At 71.3% G+C, this 24624-nt stretch carries 21 protein-coding genes; 8 read left to right on the top strand and 13 right to left on the bottom strand.

Translation table 11 applies throughout. The annotated features are described in order from the left end of the window. Positions 1 to 33 precede the first annotated feature (33 nt). The 4 genes from ASF75_RS15320 to ASF75_RS15305 are packed head-to-tail and all read right to left on the bottom strand — an operon-like array spanning position 34 to position 4100. Complete coding sequence (locus tag ASF75_RS15320) at positions 34 to 1083, bottom strand: sugar phosphate isomerase/epimerase family protein (protein ID WP_056072784.1); 1050 nt, start codon at positions 1081 to 1083, stop codon at positions 34 to 36. Positions 1084 to 1117: 34 nt separating this feature from the next. After that, the gene (locus ASF75_RS15315) at positions 1118 to 2230 is read right to left on the bottom strand and encodes a Gfo/Idh/MocA family protein (RefSeq protein ID WP_082509789.1); all 1113 of its coding nucleotides are present in this window, start codon (positions 2228 to 2230) and stop codon (positions 1118 to 1120) included. Further along, positions 2215 to 2922 (bottom strand): ThuA domain-containing protein, encoded by a 708-nt coding sequence (locus ASF75_RS15310; RefSeq protein ID WP_017886783.1) that lies wholly within the window; start codon positions 2920 to 2922, stop codon positions 2215 to 2217. Before ASF75_RS15310 ends, ASF75_RS15315 begins: the two co-directional genes overlap by 16 nt. Then, positions 2919 to 4100 (bottom strand): Gfo/Idh/MocA family protein, encoded by a 1182-nt coding sequence (locus tag ASF75_RS15305; RefSeq protein ID WP_017886784.1) that lies wholly within the window; start codon positions 4098 to 4100, stop codon positions 2919 to 2921. Before ASF75_RS15305 ends, ASF75_RS15310 begins: the two co-directional genes overlap by 4 nt. Before the next feature lie 97 nt (positions 4101 to 4197). Between ASF75_RS15305 and xylA the strand changes: the two genes are divergently transcribed. The 5 genes from xylA (at position 4198) to ASF75_RS15280 (ending at position 10079) form a co-directional block, all read left to right on the top strand. Then, entirely contained in the window at positions 4198 to 5391 is a 1194-nt protein-coding gene (gene xylA / locus ASF75_RS15300; RefSeq protein WP_042537878.1) for a xylose isomerase, read from the top strand. Further along, positions 5384 to 6850, top strand: coding sequence for a xylulokinase (gene xylB, locus ASF75_RS15295; protein WP_156463918.1), 1467 nt, complete (start codon positions 5384 to 5386; stop codon positions 6848 to 6850). Before xylA ends, xylB begins: the two co-directional genes overlap by 8 nt. A 69-nt stretch (positions 6851 to 6919) precedes the next feature. Then, positions 6920 to 7909 (top strand): acetylxylan esterase, encoded by a 990-nt coding sequence (locus tag ASF75_RS15290; protein ID WP_056072781.1) that lies wholly within the window; start codon positions 6920 to 6922, stop codon positions 7907 to 7909. A 392-nt stretch (positions 7910 to 8301) separates the two neighbouring features. Beyond that, positions 8302 to 9057 (top strand): helix-turn-helix domain-containing protein, encoded by a 756-nt coding sequence (locus ASF75_RS15285; RefSeq protein ID WP_056072778.1) that lies wholly within the window; start codon positions 8302 to 8304, stop codon positions 9055 to 9057. Further along, positions 9054 to 10079, top strand: coding sequence for a glycosyl hydrolase family 18 protein (locus ASF75_RS15280; RefSeq protein WP_082509802.1), 1026 nt, complete (start codon positions 9054 to 9056; stop codon positions 10077 to 10079). Before ASF75_RS15285 ends, ASF75_RS15280 begins: the two co-directional genes overlap by 4 nt. A gap of 97 nt (positions 10080 to 10176) precedes the next feature. On the opposite strand, the gene ASF75_RS15275 is transcribed toward ASF75_RS15280, so the two are convergent. The 4 genes from ASF75_RS15275 to ASF75_RS15260 all read right to left on the bottom strand — a co-directional run bounded on the left by ASF75_RS15275 (position 10177) and on the right by ASF75_RS15260 (position 15870). After that, positions 10177 to 12540, bottom strand: coding sequence for a beta-glucosidase family protein (locus ASF75_RS15275; RefSeq protein ID WP_414835797.1), 2364 nt, complete (start codon positions 12538 to 12540; stop codon positions 10177 to 10179). Positions 12541 to 12668: 128 nt separating this feature from the next. After that, a complete protein-coding gene (locus tag ASF75_RS15270; RefSeq protein WP_017886791.1) occupies positions 12669 to 13550 on the bottom strand; it encodes a carbohydrate ABC transporter permease in 882 nt (293 codons plus the stop codon). Further along, positions 13550 to 14572 carry a carbohydrate ABC transporter permease gene (locus ASF75_RS15265; RefSeq protein WP_017886792.1) on the bottom strand — a complete coding sequence of 341 codons (1023 nt, stop codon included), beginning with the start codon at positions 14570 to 14572 and terminating at the stop codon, positions 13550 to 13552. Before ASF75_RS15265 ends, ASF75_RS15270 begins: the two co-directional genes overlap by 1 nt. A gap of 2 nt (positions 14573 to 14574) precedes the next feature. Then, the gene (locus tag ASF75_RS15260) at positions 14575 to 15870 is read right to left on the bottom strand and encodes an ABC transporter substrate-binding protein (RefSeq protein WP_017886793.1); all 1296 of its coding nucleotides are present in this window, start codon (positions 15868 to 15870) and stop codon (positions 14575 to 14577) included. 147 nt (positions 15871 to 16017) lie between these two features. Here ASF75_RS15260 and ASF75_RS15255 point away from each other — a divergent pair, with 147 nt between their 5' ends. Further along, entirely contained in the window at positions 16018 to 17061 is a 1044-nt protein-coding gene (locus tag ASF75_RS15255) for a LacI family DNA-binding transcriptional regulator (protein WP_042537884.1), read from the top strand. Between the two features lie 13 nt (positions 17062 to 17074). On the opposite strand, the gene ASF75_RS15250 is transcribed toward ASF75_RS15255, so the two are convergent. After that, positions 17075 to 18058 carry an AraC family transcriptional regulator gene (locus tag ASF75_RS15250; protein ID WP_056072772.1) on the bottom strand — a complete coding sequence of 328 codons (984 nt, stop codon included), beginning with the start codon at positions 18056 to 18058 and terminating at the stop codon, positions 17075 to 17077. 121 nt (positions 18059 to 18179) lie between these two features. Here ASF75_RS15250 and ASF75_RS15245 point away from each other — a divergent pair, with 121 nt between their 5' ends. Next, on the top strand, positions 18180 to 18626 hold the full coding sequence (locus tag ASF75_RS15245) for a MarR family winged helix-turn-helix transcriptional regulator (protein ID WP_017886796.1): 447 nt from the start codon (positions 18180 to 18182) through the stop codon (positions 18624 to 18626). Positions 18627 to 18721: 95 nt separating this feature from the next. Here the strand turns inward: ASF75_RS15245 and ASF75_RS15240 are convergent, their stop codons facing one another. The 4 genes from ASF75_RS15240 to ASF75_RS15225 all read right to left on the bottom strand — a co-directional run bounded on the left by ASF75_RS15240 (position 18722) and on the right by ASF75_RS15225 (position 23177). Then, positions 18722 to 19570 (bottom strand): carbohydrate ABC transporter permease, encoded by an 849-nt coding sequence (locus ASF75_RS15240; protein WP_027464448.1) that lies wholly within the window; start codon positions 19568 to 19570, stop codon positions 18722 to 18724. After that, entirely contained in the window at positions 19570 to 20538 is a 969-nt protein-coding gene (locus ASF75_RS15235) for a carbohydrate ABC transporter permease (RefSeq protein ID WP_175470757.1), read from the bottom strand. The genes ASF75_RS15240 and ASF75_RS15235 overlap by 1 nt, the downstream gene beginning before the upstream one ends. Continuing rightward, on the bottom strand, positions 20535 to 21854 hold the full coding sequence (locus ASF75_RS15230; protein WP_017886799.1) for an ABC transporter substrate-binding protein: 1320 nt from the start codon (positions 21852 to 21854) through the stop codon (positions 20535 to 20537). Before ASF75_RS15230 ends, ASF75_RS15235 begins: the two co-directional genes overlap by 4 nt. Before the next feature lie 306 nt (positions 21855 to 22160). Next, a complete protein-coding gene (locus ASF75_RS15225; RefSeq protein ID WP_200942701.1) occupies positions 22161 to 23177 on the bottom strand; it encodes a LacI family DNA-binding transcriptional regulator in 1017 nt (338 codons plus the stop codon). Between the two features lie 153 nt (positions 23178 to 23330). Between ASF75_RS15225 and ASF75_RS15220 the strand changes: the two genes are divergently transcribed. After that, on the top strand, positions 23331 to 24563 hold the full coding sequence (locus ASF75_RS15220; RefSeq protein WP_056072768.1) for an ABC transporter substrate-binding protein: 1233 nt from the start codon (positions 23331 to 23333) through the stop codon (positions 24561 to 24563). Positions 24564 to 24624 lie beyond the last annotated feature (61 nt).

Here is a 24624-nt window from a genome sequence, read left to right as displayed (position 1 = left end):
AAGCGGTGGGGCGTTCGAACGCAGGCGGCCCGGTCAGCGCGACTGCGAGAACGCAGCGTCGAACGATGCGTCCGGCGGCGCGATGGTGCCGAGCCGCCGCACGAACGCCAGCGCCTCGGGCCCGCCGACGAGGCGGTCCATGCCGGCGTCCTCCCACTCGACGCTGGTCGGGCCGGCGTACCCGATGTGGTTCAGCACGCGGAACACCCGCTCCCACGGCACGTCCCCGTGGCCGGCGGTGACGAAGTCCCACCCGCGCCGGGGGTCGCCCCACGGCAGGTGCGACCCGAGCCGGCCGTTGCGACCGTCGAGCTGCTTCACCGACTCCTTGCAGTGCACGTGGTACACCCGGTCGGCGAAGTCGAGCAGGAACGCGGCGGGGTCCAGGTCCTGCCAGACGAAGTGGGACGGGTCGAAGTTGAACCCGAACGCCGGGCGGTCCTGGAACACCTCGAGCGTGCGCTTCGCGGTCCAGTAGTCGTAGGCGATCTCGGACGGGTGCACCTCGAGCGCGAACCGGACCCCGACCTCCTCGAAGACGTCGAGGATCGGTGACCAGCGGTCGTGGAAGTCCTGGTACCCGGCGTCGATCATCGCCGGCGGCACGGGCGGGAACCCGGCGACGGTCTTCCAGATCGACGAGCCGGAGAACCCGGTGACGGTGTCCACCCCGAGCGCGGCGGCGGCACGGGCGGTCCACTGCAGTTCCTCGGCCGCACGCTGCCGCACGCCCTCGGGATCGCCGTCGCCCCACACGTGCGGCGGCACGATGTCCTCATGCCGCTGGTCGATCGGGTCGTCGCACACGGCCTGGCCGACCAGGTGGTTGGCGATCGTCCAGACCTGCAGCCCGTTGCGTTCCAGGATCGCCTTGCGCCCGGCGACGTACTCCGGGTCCGTCGCGGCGCGCCGGACGTCCAGGTGGTCACCCCAGCAGGCGATCTCCAGCCCGTCGTAGCCCCACTCGCCGGCGAGTCGGGCCACCTCTTCGAAGGGCAGGTCGGCCCACTGTCCGGTGAACAGGGTGACCGGCCGGGAGGCCCGGGTCGTGTCCGTCGTGTCGCTCGCGTCCGTCGTCGTCATCGTCGTCGTCCTTCTTCGCGGTGGTCGGGTTCCGTCACCAGGATCCGGGCGCGGACCCGGCCGGGACGGTGGCGGGTCGCTCGATGCGCGAGTGCACATCGACGACCGAGTGGTCTCGGGCGGCGGCGGAGACCGCCTCCATGACCTCGAGCACGTGGAACGCGAGGTCGCCGGAGGCCCGGTGCGGCCGGTCCGTCGCGATCGCGTGGGCCATGTCGGCGAGGCCGTAGCCGCGACCGGCGTCGGCGTACCCGGCGGCGACCGGCAGGTCCCGCCACGAGCGGTCGTCGGCGGTGGCGATCGACACGGTGTCCGAGAACCGGTTCGGGTCGGGGACGCCCAGGGTGCCCGCGGTGCCGTGCACCTCGAACAGCGGGGCGCGGGTGGCCCAGACCTCGAACGAGACGGTCACGGTGGAGACCACGCCACCCTCGTGCTCGAGGATCGCGACGACGTGCGTGTCGATGTCGACCGGGATCGGGGTGCCGGCGTTCGGCCCCGTGGCGACGGTGCGCTCGCGGGTGGAGCGGGTCGCGCTGCCGCTGACCCGGACGACGGGCCCGAAGAACGTGACGAGGCTGGTCAGGTAGTACGGCCCCATGTCGAGCAGCGGTCCGCCGCCGGGCTGGTAGTAGAAGGCCGGCGCCGGGTGCCAGCGTTCGTGCCCGGGGGCGCTCCAGGCGACGGCTGCGCCGACGGGGGTGCCGATCGCGCCGTCGTCGAGCGCGGCGCGCGCGGTCTGGATGCCGGTGCCGAGGACGGTGTCCGGGGCGCTGCCGACGCGCAGGCCGGCGGTGCGGGCGGCCTCAAGCACCGGTGCGGCCTCGGCGGTGGACATCGCGAGCGGCTTCTCGCCGTAGACGTGCTTGCCGGCGGCGAGTGCCCGGGTGGCGATGTCGGCGTGTGCGGCCGGGATCGTCAGGTTGAGCACCACGTCGACGTCGTCGGCGGCGAGCAGGTCGTCCACGGTGGTGCCGCGCACGCCCTGTGCCGCACCGACCTGCTGGGCACGGGCGACGTCGAGGTCGGCGACCGCGGCGAGTTCGAGTCCGGGCAGGGCCGGGAAGTGCTCGAAGTACTGCTGGCTGATGACCCCGACGCCGACCACGCCGACCCGGAGCACCCCCTCGTTCACCGTGCTGCCCACAGGAGTCCCCGTTCGATGATGGTGCGGAGTGGCTGCGACTCGACGACCTCGAGGCGGTGCCCTGGTGCGGAGACGAACACGCGGCCCTCGCCCCACTGCCGTGTCCAGATCGCCGGTGCGGTGACCGGTCGGTTCCAGGCGTCGAAGTCGCGCGCGTCCTGAGTGGTGGTCGCGAGGACGTCGTTGTACTCGTCGGACAGCACCCAGTACTGCTCGGTGACGAGGTCGAAGTCCTCGATGCCCTGCGTGATCGGGTGCTCGTGCCCGAGGTCGGTGATGTGCACCGTGTACGGGATGTAGTTGTCCGACTGTTCCCCGACGCGCTCGTCGGGGTGCTTGCCGGCGTGGTGGGCGAACTGGCCGCCGACCATGTGCAGGTAGTCGGCGGTGTTCCGGAACGCGTCTGCGATGCCGCCGTGCCAGCCGGCCAGTCCGGCGCCGCCCAGGACCGCGCGCTGCAGCCCGGCGAACTCGTCGTCGGCGATGGTCGACATCGTGACGACCTGCACGATCAGGTCGACCTCGTCCATGACGGCGGCGTCGGCGTAGACGGCCGTCGAGTCCGACACCCGGACCTCGAACCCGTTCTCCTGCAGGAACGGGATGAACAGGTCGGTGGTCTCGACGGGCTGGTGGCCGTCCCACCCGCCGCGGACGACGAGCGCCCGGCGGGTCTGCTCGGCGGCGCTCACGAGGTCGCCGTCCAGGTGCTGCCGGCGGCGGCGCTGCGTTCGACGGCATCGAGGACCCGCTGCACGTGCAGGCCGTCGGCGAACGACGGTGACGGGTCGGTGCCGGTGGCGACGGCGTCGATGAAGTCCTTCACCTGGTGGCTGAACGTGTGCTCGTACCCGATGAGGTGTCCGGTCGGCCACCACGCGGCCATGTAGGGGTGCTCGGGCTCGGTGACCAGGATGCGCCGGAAGCCCTGCTCCCCCGCAGGGGCGTTCGACTCGTACAACCGCAGCTCGTTCATCGCCTCGAGGTCGAACTGGATCGCGCCGTCGGAACCGCTGATCTCGAGCGTCAGGCCGTTCTTCCGCCCGGTCGCGTAGCGCGTCGCCTCGAAGGTGCCGATCGCACGGTCGGCCGCGCCGCCGCTGAGCCGTGCGGTGAAGAACGCGGCGTCGTCGACGGTGACCTGCCCGCGTTCGCTCGACGCGGTGCCGGAGAGCCCGACCCCCTCGGCCATCAACGGACGCTCGGTCACGAAGGTCTCGAGCGTGCCCGACACGGTGGCGAGCGACGAACCGGTGACGTGCTCGACCAGGTCGATGGCGTGCGCGCCGATGTCGCCGAGCGCACCGGAGCCCGCGAGCGACTTGTCGAGCCGCCAGGTCATCGGGCCGTCCTCGTCCGACAACCAGTCCTGCAGGTAGAGCGCGCGGACCTGGCGCACGGTGCCGATCCGGCCGTCCTGCACCAGCTGCCGGGCGAACGCGATCGCAGGCACGCGGCGGTAGCTGAACCCGACCATGGCGCGGACCCCGTGCGCCCGGGCTGCAGCGGCAGCGGCGGTCATCGCCTCGGCCTCGGCAACGGTGTTGGCGAGCGGCTTCTCGCACAGGACGTGCTTGCCGGCCTGGAGCGCGGCGATCGCGATCTCGACGTGCGAGGACCCCGGGGACACCACGTCGACCACGTCGATGTCCGGATCGGCGACGACGGCACGCCAGTCGGTGGACGCCGCCTGCCAGCCGTACCGCTGCCGGGCTGCCTCGGTGCGTTCGGGATCACGCCCGACGATCACCGCCATCTCCGGGTCGGCCCCGAGGTCGAAGAACCGGGGAGCGGTCCGCCATGCCTGTGAGTGTGCGGCTCCCATGAAGCCGTGCCCCACCATCGCGACCCGCAGTCGTTCCTGTGCCATCCGCTCGCTCCTTTGCGATCACGTGCTTGCCACAGCCAACACTACCGCTTATGTTGGGCGCGGCAACATTTTGTTTCGACGACGAACGGTGACCACCATGGCAACGACGCCCACCCGTGCAGACAAGTTCTCCTTCGGTCTCTGGACCATCGGCTACAACGGCTCGGACCCCTTCGGCGGGCCGACCCGCCCCGCGCTCGACGTGGTCGAGGCGGTCGAGAAGCTCGACGAGCTCGGGGCCTACGGCCTGACCTTCCACGACGACGACCTGTTCGCGTTCGGTTCCACCGACGCCGAGCGCCAGACCCAGATCGACCGCCTCAAGGGCGCCCTCGAGTCGACGGGGATCGTCGTGCCGATGGTCACGACGAACCTGTTCTCCGCCCCGGTCTTCAAGGACGGCGGCTTCACCTCGAACGACCGGCAGGTCCGCCGCTTCGCGCTCCGCAAGGTGCTCCGCAACATCGACCTCGCCGCCGAGCTCGGCGCCTCGACGTTCGTGATGTGGGGTGGCCGCGAAGGCTCCGAGTACGACAGCGCCAAGGACGTGCAGGCCGCGCTCGAGCGGTACCGCGAGGCCGTCAACCTGCTCGCCCAGTACGTCACCGACAAGGGCTACGGCATCCGGTTCGCCATCGAGCCGAAGCCGAACGAGCCCCGCGGCGACATCCTCCTGCCGACCCTCGGCCACGCGATCGCCTTCACCGAGACGCTCGAGCGCCCGGAGCTGTTCGGCATCAACCCCGAGGTCGGCCACGAGCAGATGGCGGGCCTGAACTTCACCGCCGGCATCGCCCAGGCGCTCTACCAGGGCAAGCTCTTCCACATCGACCTCAACGGTCAGCGCGGCATCAAGTACGACCAGGACCTGGTGTTCGGCCACGGCGACCTGCAGAACGCGTTCTCGCTCGTCGACCTGCTCGAGCACGGTGCCCCGCAGGGCGGCCCGGCGTACGACGGCCCGCGCCACTTCGACTACAAGCCGAGCCGCACCGAGGACATCAGCGGTGTCTGGGACTCCGCGTCGGCCAACATGCGCATGTACCTGCTCCTCAAGGAGCGTGCGCAGGCGTTCCGCGCCGACCCCGAGGTGCAGGCGGCACTCGAGGCGTCGAAGGTCGGCGAGCTGTCGACGCCGACGCTGAACGACGGCGAGTCGTACGACACGTTCCTCGCCGACCGCTCCGCATACGAGGACTTCGACACCGACGCCTACTTCGGCGGCAAGGGCTTCGGCTTCGTCCGCCTGCAGCAGCTCGCGATGGAGCACCTGATGGGCGCTCGTGGCTGACCTGGTCGCGGGGGTCGACTCCTCGACCCAGTCCTGCAAGGTCACCATCCGTGACGCCGCGACCGGTGCGGTCGTCCGCGAGGGCCGCGCGTCCCACCCGGACGGCACCTCCGTCGACCCCCGCCACTGGTGGGACGCCCTCGGTGCCGCCGTCGCGGACGCCGGTGGCCTCGACGACGTCGGTGCCGTCGCCGTCGCCGGGCAGCAGCACGGCATGGTCGCGCTCGACGCCGACGGCCGCTTGGTCCGCGACGCCCTGCTCTGGAACGACGTCCGCAGTGCGGACGCGGCCGCGCAGATGGTCGACGAGCTCGGCCAGGAGGCGTGGGTCGCCCGGACGGGGCTGGTGCCGGTCGCGTCGTTCACCGGGACCAAGCTGCGGTGGCTCCGCGACGCCGAGCCCGAGAACGCGGCCCGCGTCGCGGCCGTGGCGCTCCCCCACGACTGGCTGTCGTGGCGGCTCCGCGGGTACGGTCCGGCGGACGAGAGTCCGCTCGGCCCCGACCTGGAGGCCCTGGCGACGGACGCGTCCGACGCCAGCGGCACGGCGTACTGGGACCCGGTGCGCCGCGAGTACGACCCGGAGCTGTTCGAGCTCGCGCTCGGGCGGCCGATGCGGTCGGCGTCGATGGGTGACGACGACGCCGTGGTCGTGCCCCGCGTGGTCGCTCCCGACGAGGCGATGGGCACCCTGTCCACCGACGTCGAGCTGCCCGGCGGCGCGGTCGCGCCCTCCGGCCTCGTCGTCGGCGCCGGACTCGGTGACAACGCCGGGGCAGCGCTCGGCCTGGGTCTCGGCCCGGGCGACGTCGCGGTGTCCCTCGGCACGAGCGGCACGGTCTTCGGGGTCAGCGACGCCGAGGTGCGTGACCCGAGCGGGACCGTGGCGGGCTTCGCCGACGGGACCGGGTCGCGCCTCCCGATCGTCACGACGCTCAACGCGGCCCGCGTGCTCGAGGTGATCGGCGGCCTGCTCGGCGTCGACCACGACGCGCTCGGCGAGCTGGCGCTGCAGGCGCCGGCCGGGGCCGACGGCCTCGTCCTGGTGCCGTACTTCGTCGGCGAGCGCACGCCGAACCGGCCGGACGCGACCGCCTCGCTGCTCGGCATGACGCCGGCGACCACCGACCGGGCGCACCTGGCCCGGGCGGCCGTCGAGGGGATGCTCTGCGCCCTCGCCGACGGACTGGCCGCGGTGCAGGACACCGGCGTGACCGTCGAGCGGCTGCTGCTCATCGGCGGCGCTGCGCGGAACCCGGCGGTCCGCGCCGTCGCCGCGCAGGTGTTCGGCCGTGACGTCCTGGTGCCGGAGCCCGGCGAGTACGTCGCCGCGGGGGCTGCGAAGCAGGCCGCGTGGGCGCTCACCGGAGCCCTGCCGACGTGGGACACCGCGACGACCACCGTGCCGTCCGACCCGCACCCGGAGGTGCTCGAGCAGTACCGCGCGGCGGCGCGCTGAACCGACACTCCGTGCCCCCGGCGCCGTCCTCGACGGTGCCGGGGGCACGATCGTCCCGGAGGACACACCATGCCACTGACCGACCTGCCCCTCGACGCGCTCCGCGCCCACCGCTCCGACGTCCGGCGCCCAGATGATTTCGACGCCTTCTGGGCGGACACGATCGCCCTCGCCCGGACCGCGGGCGAGGGGGTCGAGCCGGCCCTCGTGCCCGCCGAGACCCCGGTGACCGGTCTCGTCGTCGAAGACCTGACGTTCCCCGGGTTCGCCGGTGACCCGGTGCGGGCGTGGGTCAACCGTCCCGCGACCGACGACCCGGGCGCACTGCCGGTCGTCGTCGAGTTCCTCGGCTACGGCGGTGGCCGCGGTCGCCCGGGTGAGCGCGTGCACTGGGCCCTCGCCGGGTACGTGCACGTGGTGATGGACACCCGCGGCCAGGGCTCCGGGTGGGCCGGCGGCGACACCCCGGACCCGCACGGCTCCGCACCGCACGCCAGCGGGTGGATGACGAACGGCATCGGCTCCCCTGCCGACCACTACTACCGCCGCGTGTACACCGACGCGGTCCGCCTGGTCGACGCCGTCCGCACGCTGCCCGGCGTCGACCCCGATCGCATCGCGCTGACCGGCGGGAGCCAGGGCGGCGGGATCGCCATCGCCGCAGCGGCCCTGGTCGAGGCACACGTCGGACCGATCACCGCGGTGCTGCCCGACGTGGCGTTCCTGGCCGACTGGCGGAACGGCACCGACGTCGCGGTGGGCGGTCCGTACCTGGAGCTCGCGCAGTACCTCGCCGTGCACCGCGACGCAGCCGAGGGCGTGTGGGAGACCGCCGCGTACTTCGACGGGGTGAACCACGCCGCCGGCATCACCGCACCGGCGCTGTTCTCGGTCGCGCTGATGGACGACGTCGTCCCGCCGCGCACGACCTTCGCCGCGTTCAACGCCCTGGGCTCCACCGACCGCGAGATCGCCGTGTACCCGTACAACGGGCACGAGGGCGGCGGCTTCCGGCATTGGGAGCGTCAGGCGGCGTTCCTGGCGGACCGCCTGCGCTGACGGACGTCGCGCGTCAGCGGTCGCTGCTCGAGGGTTCGGTCCACGCTGCGCGCGGAGGTCCCCGAAGGTGAAGCGCTCGCGGTCGACGTCGTCCTCGGACTGCACGATCCAGCCGCGTCTGGCAGCCCGTGCCCGCGCCCGGTAGGAGGTGATGTGGACCGGGGCGACCCTCGGTGCACGCTCGTAACCACTCATCGGATCCTCCGATCAGTCCCCGAGCCTCCGACCCTGTTCGGAGGAGGACAGTTTGAGTACCTCTTGGACGGTGAACGTCTCCCGCGGCGTCCACAATGCCCCCCGAACGGGTGCGGGTCACATCCGCGCACCTCGGATACCGACGGCGTCGTGGCGTCGGAGGCCGATCCACACGAGCGCCTCGTACGCTCCCACCTATGGACCAGGCACCGACCACGGCGAGTGGTCCCGAGCACGGCGGAGCACGGCTGTCCCGCACCGTGCACGAGGCGCTGCGGTTCGTGCACGCACACGCCCGCGAAGCGATCTCGGTACCGGACATCGCCGCCGCCGCGAACCTGTCGACCCGAGGCCTGCAGAGCGCGTTCCGGCGGGAGCTGCAGACCTCGCCAGCGTCGTACCTGCGCGGGGTCCGGCTCGAGGGCGTCCGCCGCGACCTGCTCTCCATGACACCGGCGGACCGTCGCACCATCGCGGACGTCGCGAAGCACTGGCACTTCAGCAACGCCGGGCGGATGGCGGCCGAGTACCGCGCCGCGTTCGGCACCGCACCGTCGGCGGCGCTCCGGTCGTTCGACCCGGCGGACCCGGACCCCCGCGCCACGACGGACCTCGGTGTCCCCCCGGGCGAGGGCTCGCGCTTCCGCATCGTGCTCGACTGCGAGGTGGAGATCGAGGACGCCGACGCGACGTTCGCCAGCGCCCTGCGCCGCGCCCAGGGCGACGACCACCCCTGGCACGGCTACGACCCGGACGGCAGCACCGCTGACGTCGTCGCGTTCCTGCTGGCGAGCGCCGTCCGCGGGGTCGCCGGTGACACCTCCGGCATCCGGCTGCGTGCCGTCAACCCGATGCTGCGGGCGCCCGACCAGCACGGCGGGTACCCGTCGGCCGAGCTCCCGCCGTGGTCGGCACCCGGCCACCCCGGACGACCGGACGGACCCACCGCATGACCGGCACCCCGCGTCGACGCCGCTCCGCACTGCTCGCCGCCGCGCTCACCACCGGACTCGCACTCGCCGGCTGCACGGCCCCGACCGCCGCCCACGCTGATGGGTTCGACGTGACCGGCTTCCAGCCCGAGAACGCCGACACCGCCCTGGTGGACGCGAACGCCGCCGCGATGGACGTGGTCGGCGTCGACGGGTTGCTGCTGAACCGCACGGGGTCGAAGGTCACCGCACCGTCGCGCGCCGCCAAGGCCCAGCGCAACCGGGCACACGCCAACGGGCTCACCGCGCAGCTGCTCGTCAGCAACTACTCCGAGGCCGACGGGGACTTCAGCGAGCCGATCGCCCGCAGGCTGCTCACCTCGCCCGCGAACCGCGCCCGGGTCGTCCGATCACTCGCCGCCGACGTGGCCACGGGCGGCTGGGACTCGGTCATGATCGACCTCGAGGCGCTGACCCCGGCCGAGAAGCCCGGTCTCACGGCCTTCGCCCGCGAGCTCCGGGCCGCCGTCGGCGACGACGTCCGGCTCGACATCGCCCTGTCCGCGTCGACCACCGCGGCCGGGTACGCCCGCCTCGGCTACGACGTGCGCGCCCTCCGTGCCCCGCTCGACCACCTGACGCTCATGGCCTACGACCAGCACGGCCCCTGGGAGCCGGACGCACCCGGTCCGGTCGGTTCGCTCGCGTGGTCGTCGAAGGCCGCCCGTGCACTCGTGAGCCTCGCTCCCGCCGACCAGATCGTGCTCGGTGTCGCCGGGTACGGCTACCACTGGAAGGGGAAGCGTCCGGCCGGTCAGCTCTCCGACGCCCAGGCCCGGCTCCGGGTCCGGAAGGCGGGCGCGACCGCCCGCTGGGACGCGACGGTCGGCGAGTGGACCGCGACCCTGCCGAGCGGCGAGGTGCTCTGGTGGTCCGACGCACGCTCACTGCGTGCGCGGGTCGCGCTGGCGGAGCGGCTCGGCCTGACGGGCGTCGCCGTCTGGTCACTGGACCTGTCCGACCGGCTCGAGCCGGTCGGGTGATCAGGACCCGCTGACGGACAGGAGGCGCGGTGCGAGCCCGCACCGCGCCTCCTGTCCGTCACCCGGTCACGCCCAGGGCACGTGGTCCGTCACCGGGTCAGACGAGCGACCACGCCACCAGGCGGGGGTCGCCCGGGGTGACCTCGTGCACCGCGCCCGTGACCGCGACGGTGGCGCGCTGGGTGGCGGTGCCGGGGACGGGGTGTCGGACCGGACCGTCGCCCGAGGCGACGATCCCACCCGCTGCCACCGAGCCTGACGGCCGCGACGCCGCCGCGTGCGACGCCACCCAGACCTGCACGTCGCCGGGCTCGACCACCCTGCGCATCCGACGGTCGGTGAACGCGAAGCGCTGCACCGGGACGCGGAAGCGGACCCGCACGGACTCCCCCGCTGCGACCGCGACGCGCGCGTAGCCGAGGAGCTGCACCTCGGGCCGGGTGACGCTGCCGTGCACGTCGTGCCCGTAGAGCTGCACGACGTCCTCGCCGTCGCGCACCCCGGTGTTCCGGACCGTCACCGACACGGTGAAGACGCCGTCGGACCGGACGTCCGGGTCGACGACGAGCTCGTCGTACGCGAAGTCGGTGTAGCCGAGGCCGAAACCGAACGGTCGCACCGGCGTCGAGTCCGCGGCGGTGACGTCGGACGGACCGCCGAGCCGCGGGTGCAGGTACGTGAACGGCTGCGCGCCGGCGGACCGGGGCAGGGACAGCGGCAGCCGGCCCGAGGGCGAGGCCACGCCGGTCAGCAGGTCGGCGATCGCCAGCCCGCCGCCCTCGCCCGGGAAGAACGCCTGCACGACCGCGGACGGGCGCGGCTGGTCGCCGTCGAGCGCCCAGCCGATCGCGTACGGCCGGCCGGTGAGCAGCACCATCACGGTGGGGGTGCCGGTCGCGACGACGGCCTCGACCAGCTCGCGCTGCACGCCGGGCAGGTCGAGCGACTCGGTGTCGTTGCCCTCGCCGACCGTGCCCCGGCCGAACAGGCCCGCCTGGTCGCCGACGACGACCACCGCGACGTCCGAGGCGGATGCGACCGCAACGGCTTCGGCGAAGCCGGCCCGGTCGTTCCCCGTCACGGCGCAGCCCGTGGCGAAGCGGACCGCTGCCGGACCGAGCGCCTGGGCGACGGCTTCGCGGACGGTCGGGATCGCGAAGCCGAGCGGCAGGTCGGGGTGCGAGGCGAGCACGTGGTTGGCGAACGAGTAGCAGCCCTGCAGCGCCTCGGCGCGGTCGGCGTTCGGGCCGATGACGGCGACCGAGGCCCCCGGTGCGAACGGGAGGACGGGGGTGGTGCCGTCGGCGGTGCCGCTGTCGACGCTGACGCTGCCGCCCTCGTTCGACAGCAGCACGAGCGACTCGGCTGCCAGCCGCTTCGCGAGCGCCTGGTGCAGCGGGGTGTCGAGGTCGATCCCGGTGGGGGCGTCCTCGGCGAAGGCGTCCGGTTCGAGCAGGCCGAGCCGCTCCTTCTGCCGGAGCACCCGGAGCACGGCACGGTCGACGAGAGCCTCGTCCACCTGCCCGCTGCGGACCCGCTCGACGAGCGGTGCGAGGTACGCGTCACCGGTCGGGAGCTCGACGTCGATGCCGGCCTCGAGCGCCAGCGCCGCGGCCTCGCCACGGTCGGCGGCGATGCCGTGCATGACCTCGAGGAACGCCACCGAGAAGTAGTCCGCGACGACCGTGCCGTCGAAACCGAGCCGGTCGCGGAGCAGGCCGGTCAGCAGCTCGCCGTTCGCTGCGACGGGCACGCCGTCGATCTCGGCGTACGAGTTCATGACGCTCCGGGCGCCCCCGTCGCGTAGCGCCATCTCGAACGGCGGCAGGTACACGTCCGCGACCTCACGGGCCCCGGCGTGCACGGGGGCGTGGTTCCGCCCCGCCTGCGACGCCGAGTACCCGAGGAAGTGCTTCAGGGTTGCGTCGACCCCCGCCGACTGCAACCCGCGCACGTACGCGGTACCGACCGTGCCGACCAGGTAGGGGTCCTCGGCGATGCACTCGTCGACCCGCCCCCAACGCGGGTCGCGGATGACGTCGAGGACCGGCGCGAGGCCCTGGTGGACGCCGAGCTGCCGCATCGACGCACCGATCGCGGCGCCGACCTGCTCGACGAGCTCCGGGTCGAACGACGCGCCCCACGCCAGCGGCGTCGGGAACGTCGCGGCCTTCCACGCGGCGAGGCCGGTCAGGCACTCCTCGTGGACGAGCGCCGGGATCCCGAGCCGGGTCTCGCACTGCAGGCGGCGCTGTTCCGCCCAGAGCCAGGCGGCACGCTCGTCGGGTTCGACGGGGCGGGTGCCGTAGACGCGGGTGAACTGCCCGATGCCGTCGCGGGTGATGTCCGCCAGGGTGCCGCCCTGCTGCACGGCCGCCATCTCGCCCTGCATGGGGGCGACGACGCCGTTCTGGTCGAGCCAGTAGCCGACGAGCTGGGCGACCTTCTCGTCGAGGGTCATCTCGGCGAGCAGGGCGTCGGCGCGGGGGCCGGCGGGGGTCGTGGTCGCGTCCGTCGCGGTCGCGTCCGTCGCGCTGTCGGCCTGGAGGCGCGGGTCGCGTCCGGCGGTCCGCGTCGCGTCGGTCGCGGTCACCCCTTCACCGCCCCGGTCAGGCCGCCGACGATGCGGCGCTGGAAGATCGTGAAGAACACGAGCGCCGGGATCATCGACATCGAGGTGAACGCGAGCACCTTGGCGGTGTCGACGGAGTACTGCGACGAGAACGACTGGACCCCGAGCGGCAGCGTGTAGGCGGCCTCGTTGTTCAGGATGAACAGCGGCAGGATGTAGCTGTTCCAGCTGGCGATGAACGCCAGGATGCCGACCGTGACGACGCCGGGCAGCGACAGCGGCACGACCATCCGGAAGAAGAACCCGAGACGGCTCGCCCCGTCGATCGACGCGGCCTCCTCGAGCTCATCGGGGATGGCGCGCAGGAACGGCACCAGGATGATCACGGTGGTCGGCAGCGCGAACGCGATCTGCGGCAGGATCACGCCGGCCAGGCTGTTCGTCAGACCGAGGTCCTTGACGAGCAGGTACAGCGGGGTGATCGCGACGGTGATCGGGAACATCAGGCCCGCGGCGAACAGGGCGTACAGCGCCCCGCGGCCGGCGAACCGGTAGCGGGCGAGCACGAAGCTCACCATCAGCCCGAGCACGACGACCCCGAGGGTGGTCGTGACGGCGCTGATCGTCGAGTTGCCGAGCTGCTGCCAGAAGATGCCGCTCGACAGCACGGAGCCGTAGTTGCCGAACTCGAACGGTGCCGGCAGCCCGGCGGGGCTCGTGGTGATCTGTGAGTTGGTCCGGAAGCCGCCCAGCACGATGTAGAGCACGGGTGCCAGGTTGGCGGCGACGAACAGGATCGCGACGACGTAGGTCAGCGGGTTGGCGCGTCCGATCGCGGCACTGGACCGGCGCTCCCGCACGGCCCGGCGCCCGGGGGCGACGATGCTCGTGGTGGCCATCAGTTCTTCCTCTCGGTGAGTGCACCCGCGGTGTCACGGCGGAGCACGAAGCGCTGGTAGATCAGGGCGACCACGAGCGAGATCACGAACATCACGACCGCGACGGCGCTGCCGAAGCCGAAGTTGCCCGAGGTCCGGCCGTTGGCGACCATGTACGTCGCCATCGTCGAGGTACCCGCGGTCGAGGCGATGTACTGGCCCCAGATGATGTAGACGAGGTCGAACAGCTGCAGCGAGCCGATGATCGACAGGAACGCCCAGATGCGGATGGTCGGTCCGAGGAGCGGCAGGGTGATGCGCCGCTGGATCTGCCAGTAGCCGGCACCGTCGATGGCGGCGGCCTCGAACAGTTCCTCGGGGATGCTCTGCAGGCCGGCGAGGAACAGGATCACCGCGAAGCCGATGTACTTCCACGAGATGATCACGAGCAGCGTCCAGATGGCGATGTCGGGGTTCGACAGCCAGTCCGCACGGAGTCCGCCCAGGCCGATGCTCTGGAACAGGTCGTTCACGGCGCCGTTCGACTGGAGCATGAGGCTCCACCCGGTGCCGACGATCACCTCGGAGATGACGTACGGCACGAAGACGAGCACGCGGACGAGCCCGCGGCCGTGCATCTTCTGGTTGAGCAGCAGGGCGAGCACGATCGCGATCGGCCCCTGCAGCACCAGCGAGAGCACGACGATGAAGCCGTTGTGCATCAGGACCGCGTGGAACGCCTTGTCCTGGAAGATGATCAGGTAGTTCTGCAGCCCGACGAAGTCGGTGGGCGGGCCGTAGCCCTGCCACTTGAAGAACCCGTAGTAGGCGGCGAGGCCCACGGGCAGGATCACGAACGTGACGAAGACGATGACCGCGGGTCCGGCGAGGACCGCGATCTCGACGCGCTTCCGCCAGTCCGCGATGCGGCGCGTGGTCCGCCGACCGGCGGGGAGCGGCGAACCGCTCCCCGCCGGGGACGTCCCCGCGGCCGTGTCCGACCCGGTGGCCGGAGTCGTACCGAGCGAGGTGTCGAGGGCCATGCTCAGCCCTTGGCCGCAGCCTGGTTGGTGGTCTCGACGATGTCCTTCGCGTCACCCTTGCCGGCCAGCAGGTCGACGACGCTGGTGTTCAGCGCGTTGCCGACGTTCTGGCCGTACAGGGTGTCCAGGTACTGCGAGACGAACGGGGCGTCCTGGTAGGCGGCCAGGGCCGACTTCAGGTAGTCCGAGTCGACGACCGACTGGGCGTCCTTGTTCACCGGGATGGCGTTGAAGGCCTTGTAGTACGCCTCCTGGTTGTCCTTCTGCACGATGAAGTTCAGGAAGTCGGTGCACGCCTTCTTCGGGGCCTGTGCGGAGCAGGAGTTGCCGTCGACACCACCCATCATCGACTTCGGGTCACCCTTGCCACCGTCGGTCGCGGGGAACGGGAACCAGCCGAGGTCGGGCAGCGGCTTGGCGTCCGGCGTCAGCGATGCGATCACGCCCGGGTCCCACGCACCCATGAGCTCCATGGCCGCCTTGTGGTTGGCGAGGAGACCGGCGGAGCTGCCGGCACCCTGCTGTGCCGCGGTGGTCAGGAAGCCGTTGTTGAAGGGCTTGGTGGCGTTGAAGTCCTCGAGCTGCTCGCCGGCCTTCGTCCAGCAGGCGTTGTCGAACTTCAGGGACTTCGCCGCGTCCTCGAGCGTCTTCTGGCTGCACTCGCGGAGTGCGAAGTTGTAGTACCAGTGGGCGGCCGGCCAGGCGTCCTTCGCGCCGACGGCGACCGGGTCGATGTCCTTGGCCTTGAGCTTCGTGATCGCGTCGTTCAGCTCGTCCATGGTCGTGGGCGTGCCCTCGATGCCGGCTTCCTTGAACAGGTCCTTCGAGTACCAGATGCCCTCGGGGAGCACCGCGCCGGGCATGGCGTAGGTCTTGCCGTCCTTCTCGTAGCCGGCGAACGTGCCCGCGCTGATGGACTTCTTCGCGTCGGCGCTGATGGAGTCGGAGATGTCCATGAGCTGCCCGGCGGCGATCATGGCGTCCATCTTGCCGCCGCCACGCTGCAGGAACACGTCGGGGGCGTCGCCGGAGTTGAGAGCGGTCTGGAGCTTGCCGTCCAGGTCCTCGTTCTGGATCGCCTGGGTCTTGATGGTGACGTTCGGGTACTTCTCCTCGAACGCCTTGACCGTCGAGGCCCAGTAGGCCTTGCCCGGTCCGGTCGTCGAGTTGTGCCAGAAGGTCATCGTGACCTTCCCGCCGTCCTCGGAGGCATCGCTGCCCGCCGAGCACCCGCTGGCCACCAGTGCGGTCGCCCCGATCAGCGCGATGGCTGCCGCGGCACGGATCTTCCTCGTCATCGTGGAACTCCTGAAGTGTCGTCGTTGACATGGAGCGACATCGACTGCCGCTGCGGAGAGCATGCCTGCTGCTCGGGGGCGGTGTCAATCGATATCGATAACGTTTTCTCAACCGATCGCAGGGTGTCGCAGCGGTACGGTGTGCACATGGACTCGGCACTCGGCGCGCGTCCCGGTGCCGGCCGGGTGACGATCGGCGACGTGGCACGAGCGGCCGGGGTCTCGATCCCGACGGTCTCCAAGGTGATCAACCAGCGCGACGGTGTCGCCGCCGCCACCATGCTCCGCGTGCAGCAGGTGGTCGAGGACCTGGGGTACGAGACCTCACTGGTCGCCCGGAGCCTGCGCAGTTCGCGGACCGGGGTCGTCGGCATCCTGGTGCCCGAGTTCGAGCCGTTCTCGACCGAGCTGCTCCGAGGCATCTCGCGGGCGGCAACCGGCACCGGCTACGAACTGCTCGCCTATGCCGGCCTGATGACCGGCGCCGACCGACCCGGCTGGGAACGCCGGTCGTTGTCCCGACTGTCCGGCACCCTGATCGACGGCGCGATCGTGGTCACCCCGACCACGGCCCTGTCGAGCTCCTCGATCCCCGTCGTGGCGATCGACCCGCACACCGGGCCCGAGGGCCACGCCACCGTCGACGCCGACAACGAAGCCGGAGCCGTCCAGGCCGTCGAGCACCTGCTCGCGCTCGGGCACACCCGCATCGCGCACCTGCAGGGTCGCGCCGACCTGGCGTCCGCCCAGCTCCGGGCCGCCGGCTACCGTTCCGCCCTGACCGCCGCCGGCATCACCGTCGACGAGTGCCTGCTGCGCGACGGCGGCTACCAGGAGGACCAGTCCGCGGCCGTCACCCGGGAACTCCTGGCCCTCGACGACCGCCCCACCGCGGTGTTCGCGGCGAACGACTCGTCGGCGATCGGTGTGCTCCGCGCCGCGGCCGAGGTCGGGCTCCGCGTTCCCCAGGACCTGTCCGTCGTGGGCTTCGACGACGTGCCGCAGGCCTCCACCACGACCCCGCCGCTCACCACGGTGTCGCAGCCGCTCGACGAGCTCGGGTCGCACGCCGTGCAGATGCTCCTGACCATGCTCCGTGGCGAGCCGACCACGGACCACGTCCGGCTCCCCACGACCCTGCGGGTGCGGGCGAGCACCGGCCCGGCGCCGCGACCCACGGCCGGCCGCTGAGCACCCGTCGTCGTCAGCGGCGCAGGGACTGCTTCGGGTACTCGCCGAACCGGGCCGCGTAGGCCGCCGAGAACCGGCCGAGGTGGGCGAACCCCCACCGCCGCGCGACGTCACCGACGACCCCGGCCTGCGGGTCGAGCTCGAGCAGTTCGCCGCGGACCCGGTCGAGCCGGACCTCGCGCAGGTAGGTCAGCGGCGACACGTCGAAGACCCGGCGGAACGACTCCTGCACCGACCGCACGCTCAGGCCGGCGACCTCGGACAGCTCCTGGACGGTGACCGGCTCGGCGGCATGGGCGTGGATGTACTCCACCGCGGCCCGCAGCCGGGCGTTCCGGGGGAGACCGAGCACCGCGGGCAGGTCGTCGGCCTGCGGCGGGAACGTGTCCAGGAACGCCGTGGCGGCCGACCGCTTGGCCTCGTGCCACGCGTCGGAGTCGGGCCCCTCGGCTCGCAGGGCACGCGACAACGCCACGAGCGCCTCCTGCCAGCGCTCCGCGGTGTCGGGCTCCGGTACCCGGGTCGGGTCGAACCGCAGCGGCGCCGTCTCGACCTCCAGGTGCTCGTACGCGACGCGGTGCACGTAGTCACGCCCGAAGTGCACGAGCCGCTGGTCGTGGTCCTCGGCCGTGAACACGAAGTCGTCCTCGGGCGGCAGGAGCACGGGGACGTCGCGGCGCAGCTGCATCCGCGCACGCCCGGAGTCGAGCGACGCGGTGCCGCTCGTGATCCACGTCACGACGTAGTCCGCCCCGACGGGCACCGAGCCACGCACGGCACCGCGGAGCCGCGAACGCCGGATGCTCACCTCGGAGTCGCCGACGGCCGTGTACCGGTACGAGAAGTCGTCGTCGATGCGCCGGACGGACCACCGATCGGCACCGTGGACGGCGGCGAGGTCGCGCTCGGCGGCGTAGGGGTCCCCGCCGGCGACCTCGAACCGCACCGGTTCGCCGGCCCGGTCGGCACCCTGCGGGTCCGGGACGGGGTCACCCACGGCGCCCTGCTCCCGACGCCGCCACCCGGACCGTTCCACGAACCGCGCTATGTGGATACGCTGGGGTGGTGACTGCGGCGTATCGTGACCCGGACGAGACCCGTGCAGAGGGGGCGCTGTCGTGAGCGATGTCGACCTCGACGCAGCGCTGACCCGGCTCGAGGCCGCGGTCTCCGAACTCCGCGGGCGGCTGCGCGACGAACTCGGCGTCTCCGGCGGCGACCTGACGCTGCTGCAGTTCGTGTCCCGCGCCGAAGCAGCGGGCCGGACCGTGCGCGTGAAGGACCTGTCGAAGCACCTGGGACTCACCGGCCCGGCGGTCACCGGCATGGTGGACCGACTCGAGCACAGCGGACACCTCAGTCGCGTCCCGAACCCCGACGACGGCCGGAGCCGGTACATCGAGCTGACCGATGCCGCCCGCCGCGACTACACGCGCGCGATGGACGGCACGAACAAGCACCTGCACGACCTGATGGCCTCCTTCTCGGAACGGGAGCGGGCCAGGTTCGTGCGGATCATCGACCGCATCGTCGCAGCCGTCGATCTCGGCGCACCGAGCCCCTGACGGCAGGGTACGGGCGGTCAGCGCGACGCTCGGACGAATGTCCAGCATGCGCAGCTAGGTAAGTTCTCTACCTATCTACGCATGCCGGACACCCGTCACCCCTTGACGGCGCCGGAGGTCAGACCGGACACGATCGAGCGGCGGAACACGAGCACCAGGATCACGATCGGCACCGTGGCGGCCACGCTCGCGGCGAAGATCTGCGCGAACGGCACCGTGAACTGCGTCCCGAAGAGCGCGATGCCGACCGGGATCGTCCGGAACGAGTTCTCGCTGTTGAAGGTCAGCGCCATCAGGAACTCGCTCCACGATGCCGTGAAGGTGAAGACGCCGACCGTGAACAGGCCCGGCTTGGCCATCGGCAGGATCACGCTCAGCACGGTGCGCCACGCCCCGGCCCCGTCGATCTCGGAGGCCTCCTCGATCGTCGACGGGATCCCCTGCAGGTAGTTCCGCATGATCCAGATGGCGAACGGCAGGTTGAACGCGACGTACGGCACGATCAGGCCCGGGTACGAGTTGAGCAGCCCGAGGTTGCGCTCGAGCAGGTACAGCGGCGTCAGCACCGCGATCGCCGGGAACACCGACAGCATGAGCAACGAGGTCATGATCGCCGTTCGGCCCCGGATGAACCGGCCGGCCAGCGCGTACCCGGCCAGGAACGCCAGCGCGAGCACGATCACCGTGGTCGACACCGACACGATGACGCTGTTCACCATGTACTGGCCGAGCGCGTTGTCACGGAAGGCCACCACGAAGTTGTCGAAGGTGAACGACTGCGGCCACACGGTGGGCGGCGACTGCCCGATCTCGGACGCCGGCTTGAGCGACGTCGTGACGAGCCAGTACAGCGGCAGCGCCGTGAGCACCGCGATGACGACACCGCTGACGTTCACGGTGTTGACCCACTTCCGCCAGCCCTTGCGCACACGTTGACGGGGCATCAGTCGTCCCCTCCCTTCGCCTGGTTCCGGAACGCCCGGAGGAACAGCAGACACCCGGCCGCGACGATGATCGCGGTCGAGGTCGCGATCGCGGCGCCCGGACCGATGTTGATGTCCTGGAAGAGCACCTTGTAGCCCATGATCGCGAGCGACTGGGTGGCGGTGCCCGGTCCGCCGTTCGTCAGCACGAACGGCAGGTCGAAGACGCCGAACGCCTGCAGGATGCGGAACAGCACCGCGATCGTCAGGGTCGGGGTGAGCTGCGGCAGCACCACGCGCCAGAACGTCTGCCAGGTGCTCGCGCCGTCGAGCTCGGCGGCCTCGTAGTGGTCCTCGGAGATCTGCACCAACCCAGCGAGCAGGATGATCGCGACGAACGGCGTCGTCTTCCAGATGTCCGCGACCATCAGCCCGGTGATCGCGGGCACCGGTTCACCGAGGATCACCGGAGCGTCCCCGAACAGACCGAAGAACCACGTCGCGACGCCGTAGGTGCTGTCGTAGATGTACTTCCACAGCTGCGCGTTGACGATGGTGACGAGCGACCACGGGATGAGCATGAGCGCGAGCATCCAGCCGCGGGTGGCCCCGAGCCGCTCGAGCACCAGCGCGACGAGCATGCCGAGCACGAGCTCGACCGAGACCGTCACCACCGTGTAGAGCACCGTGAACCCGAGCGCCCGGTACCAGTCGGCACTCTGCAGCAGGGCCGCGTAGTTGTCGAACCCGAACGACTGGATGGTGAAGCCCTCGTAGCCGACCTCGACGTCCGCGAAGCTCAGGACGACCGAGTACACGACCGGGAAGATCGTGACCGCGGCGACCACCAGGAGCGCCGGGGCCGCGAAGCCCCACGCACCCCGCGAGCGGATGCGGTCGAGACGCGACCGCCCCGTCGGCCGGGGCGGCGGATCGACGCGCCCCGTGCCTCCAGGCCGTGCCGGCCGTGTCGCGGTGCCGGCGCTCACAGCGCTGCTCCCTGCAGTGCCAGCGAGATGGCGGAGGCCATCGCGCTGGTGCCGCCGTCGACGGACGCCTGCCCACCGAGGATGCTGTTGCCGTTCTGGTAGATGCCCTGCGACACCTTCGGGTAGTAGGCGGTCGAGGTCGGGCGGGGCACGAGCGTGATGCCCGCCGCCGTGTCGTAGGTGGGACGCTCCTGGCGCTTCGCGTCCTCGCTGACGAGTGAGGCGCTCCGCGCCGGCAGGACGCCGCCCTCGCGGGTCAGGAACTGCTGCGCGGTCTCGCTCGACATCCAGCGCGCGAACGTCAGTGCCGCCGCGGGCTCCTGCGTGTGCGGGTTGATGTAGTTCCCCCACCCGCCGATCGTCGAGTGGTGCTCGTCCATGCCGTCGAACGTCGGCCGGGCGGCCAGACCCACCTTGCCGGCGACCCGGCTGTCCGGACCGTTCGCGATCCCCCACGCGTACGACCAGTTGCGGAGGAACGCCGCACGGCCGCCGGAGAACGCGTCGTTGGTGTCCTGCTCCTGGTACGTCAGGGTGGCCCGCGGCGACGCCCCCTCGGTGATCAGTGAGCGCATGAACTCGAAGGCGCGCTTCGTCTCGGAGCTCGTCGTCTCGGGCTTGGTCAGGTCGTCGTTGAGCAACGACCCGCCAGCGTCCGCGACGAACTCGGTGACGTTGCAGGTCAGCCCCTCGTACACGTCGCCCTGGAACGCGAACCCGTAGCTGACGTCACCGGTGTCGACGAGCTTCGCGGCGGTCTCGCGCACTTCCTCCCACGACGCCGGCACCTGCAGGGAGTGCTTCGCGAGCAGGTCCTTCCGGTACAGGAAGAACGACTCGTCGATGTACAGCGGGAACATGTAGTACGTGCCGTCGACGCTCGCCGCGAGCCGGAGCCCCTCGGGGAACTGGTCGAAGAAGTCCTCACCGACGAGCTGGTTCACCGGGGTCGCGAGCTTGTTCTTCGCGAACTGCCCGGGCCACGCGACGTCACCCAGGTAGACGTCCGGCGTGCTGCTGCCCGCCGCGATCTGGGTCGTCAGGCTGGTGCGGTTCGTGTCGGTGTCGCTCGGGGCACTGACGATCCGGACCCGGATGTTCGGGTGCTCCTTCTGGAACTCCGCGATGAGCCGACGACGCAGGTCACCCCCGTCCTTCGAGGCGACCTGGCCGGCCCACCAGCTGATCGTCGCCTCGCCCTCGGGCGGTTCGGTGGGCCAGTCCTCGACCCGCGTGCGCTCGGGTCGGGTGGAGCAGCCGGCGAGCAGCAGCACCCCCGCTCCCCCGAGCATGAACGTCCTCCGGTCGATGGCCATCCGTCCTCCTCGACGTGTGGTGCTGCGAACCTGTGCATCCACACAACCAGGCGGAGCCTGGGCTGTCCGCAGGGAGGCGCGGCGCCTGTCGCTGTCGCTGTCGCTGTCGCGTTCGCGAGTGGCCACGTGGGGCCGCGGGGCGGCGGCCTGGAGGCCCGTGGCGGGGACGACCCGAGCCTCCAGTCCGGCGGGTGGTCGCGAAAGCGACAGGAAGCGCGCAGGTGCCCCCTCAGTGCTGCGAGAGCGACAGTGTGCCGCGAACCGTTCGCGGAGATCTGTCGCTTTCGCGGATGGACCGGCGGGCGGTCAGGCCGGGGCGGGGGCCGTGGACTCGGCGATCCGCAGCGTGCACGGCAGCAGGAAGTGCGGCAGGTCCTCCGAGGTGCCGTCGAGCTGCTCGATGAGGGCGTCGGCGGCCCGCACGCCGAGCTCCGGGCCGGGGGCGACCATCGTCGACAGCCGCGGGTAGTGCTGGTCCGCGTTCGCCTCGGACGACGCGATGCTGAGCACCGAGACGTCCTCGGGGACCCGCCGCCCGGCGGTGTACAGCCCGACCAGGACGCCGGCGGACGAGTCGTCCTTCATCACGAGCACAGCGGTGACGTCGGGGTCCGCCGCGAGCAGGTCACTCGTGGCCTGCCGGCCGCCGTCACTGCCGGGCCCCGCCGTGACGATCGTCCCGGTCAGTCCGCGCTCGATCATCGCCTGCCGGAACGTCGACTCGACGCGCAGGTGCGGTGCGTAGCCGGCCATCGGGGTGCCCTCGAGGTCCTCGAGGACGAGCCCGAACCGCCGGTGCCCGAGGGCCTGGAGGTGGTCGAGGCTGTCCTCGATCGTCGTCTCGAAGTCGATGTCGACGAAGGGCAGCCCGCTGCTGTCGCGGGTCCGGCCGATCAGGGTGAACGGCACGTCGAGGTCGGTGAGGACGGCGACGCGGGGGTCGTCCATCCGCACCTCCATCAGGATGACGCCGTCCACGAGTCCGCCCGACACGAGGTCGTCCAGGTCGTCGCCGGCGGGGTCCACGGGCCAGAGCACGAGGTGGTACCCCCGCTCGGACGCACGCTCCGCCGCGCTCATGAAGAACTGCGAGGTGGTCGGGCTGAAGCGGTTGCCGGTGGTCGGGAACAGCAGCGCGATGATCCGGGTGCGTCGGCTCGCGAGCGCACGGGCGACGACGTTGCCACGGAACTTCAGCTCGCGCATCGCGGTCCGCACCCGCGCCGTGGTTCCGGGGGTCACGTACTTCGTCCCGTTCACCACGAAGGACACGGTGGCGATCGAGACCCCCGCCCGATCGGCGACCTGCTGCATCGTGGCCATGCCGCTGATCCTAGCGCTCGCCGTGTCAGAAAAGCGCTTTACAGGTGAAGCGCTTATCTGTTAGCTTCTCGCCCCAGGAGCACAGCGACGATGACGTCAGCGGCCTCGTCGATGCGTGCCTGTCCCAGCATCCGTCAAGAGAAGAGCTCTGCAATGAAGCAAAGATTCCCCTCCCAGTCGCGCCGGACCCGCGCCCTCGTCGGCGCCGTCGCCGTGCTCGCCACGGTCCCCCTGGTCCTGTCCGGATGCTCCGGCTCCGGATCGGCCTCGTCGGGCGGCAGCAAGGCCCTGACGATCGAGGACTACTACGACGCGAACTACAACCCGGTCTACAAGCAGTGCGCGAAGGAGGTCGGCGCGACGGTCACGATCAACCACGTCGCCGGCGCCGGCCTGATCTCGAAGGTGCTGCAGCAGGCGTCGTCGAAGACGTTGCCCGACGTCCTCATGCTCGACAACCCCGACGTGCAGCAGATCGCCTCGTCGGGTGCCCTCTCCGACCTGTCGGCCTACGGGCTCGACGCCGACGGCGACGTCCCCGGCGTGAAGGCGGCGAGCACCTACAAGGGCAAGCTCTACGGCCTGCAGTCGAACACGAACTCCATCGCGCTCTACTACAACAAGAAGCTGCTTTCGGACGCCGGTGTCCAGCCGCCCAAGACGTGGGACGAGCTCAAGGCCGCCGCGAAGCAGCTCACCAAGGGTTCGACCTACGGCTTCGCGATGAGCAACATCAACACGTACGAGGGCACCTGGCAGTTCCTGCCCTTCTTCTGGTCGAACGGTGGTGACGAGAAGAACATCGCCACCGCGGACGCCACCCAGGCCCTGCAGCTCGTCGAGGACCTGCAGGACGACGGCTCGATGTCCAAGAGCTCGATCAACTGGGCCCAGGCAGACGTCAACAACCAGTTCCTGGCAGGCAAGGCCGCGATGATGATCAACGGCCCCTGGCAGCTCCCGGCGCTCAACGAGAAGAAGAGCCTCGAGTTCGACAGCGTGCCGATCCCGACACGCACCGGCGAGGCCACGGTGGCACCGCTCGGCGGCGAGGCCTTCACCGTCCCGCAGACCGGCGACAAGGACAAGATGCAGCTCGCCGGCAAGTTCGTCGGCTGCCTGCACACCCAGAAGATGCAGAAGGCCCTGTCCGAGGTGAGCGGCAACGTGCCGACGAACCTCGAGGCCGGCGCCGCGTGGGCGAAGGACCACCCGCAGGTCGCGTCCTTCGTGACCACGGTGCAGACCGCTCGCGCCCGCACCGGTGAGCTCGGACCCGACTGGCCCAAGGCCGCCACGAAGATCTACACCGCCGTCCAGCTGGCCCTCACCGGCAAGGCCAGCCCCGAGGCAGCGCTCAAGCAGGCGCAGTCCCAAGAGCAGTAGTCCACGGGGAGCCGGCCGACCGGTCGGCTCCCTCCGGCGACGAGGAAAGGACCCCGGCGTG

This window comes from Curtobacterium sp. Leaf154 (assembly GCF_001424595.1).
Classification (GTDB): Bacteria; Actinomycetota; Actinomycetes; order Actinomycetales; family Microbacteriaceae; genus Curtobacterium; species Curtobacterium poinsettiae.
Note: the sequence above shows the minus strand (reverse complement) of the source record. Positions and strands in the feature narration are given on the sequence as shown.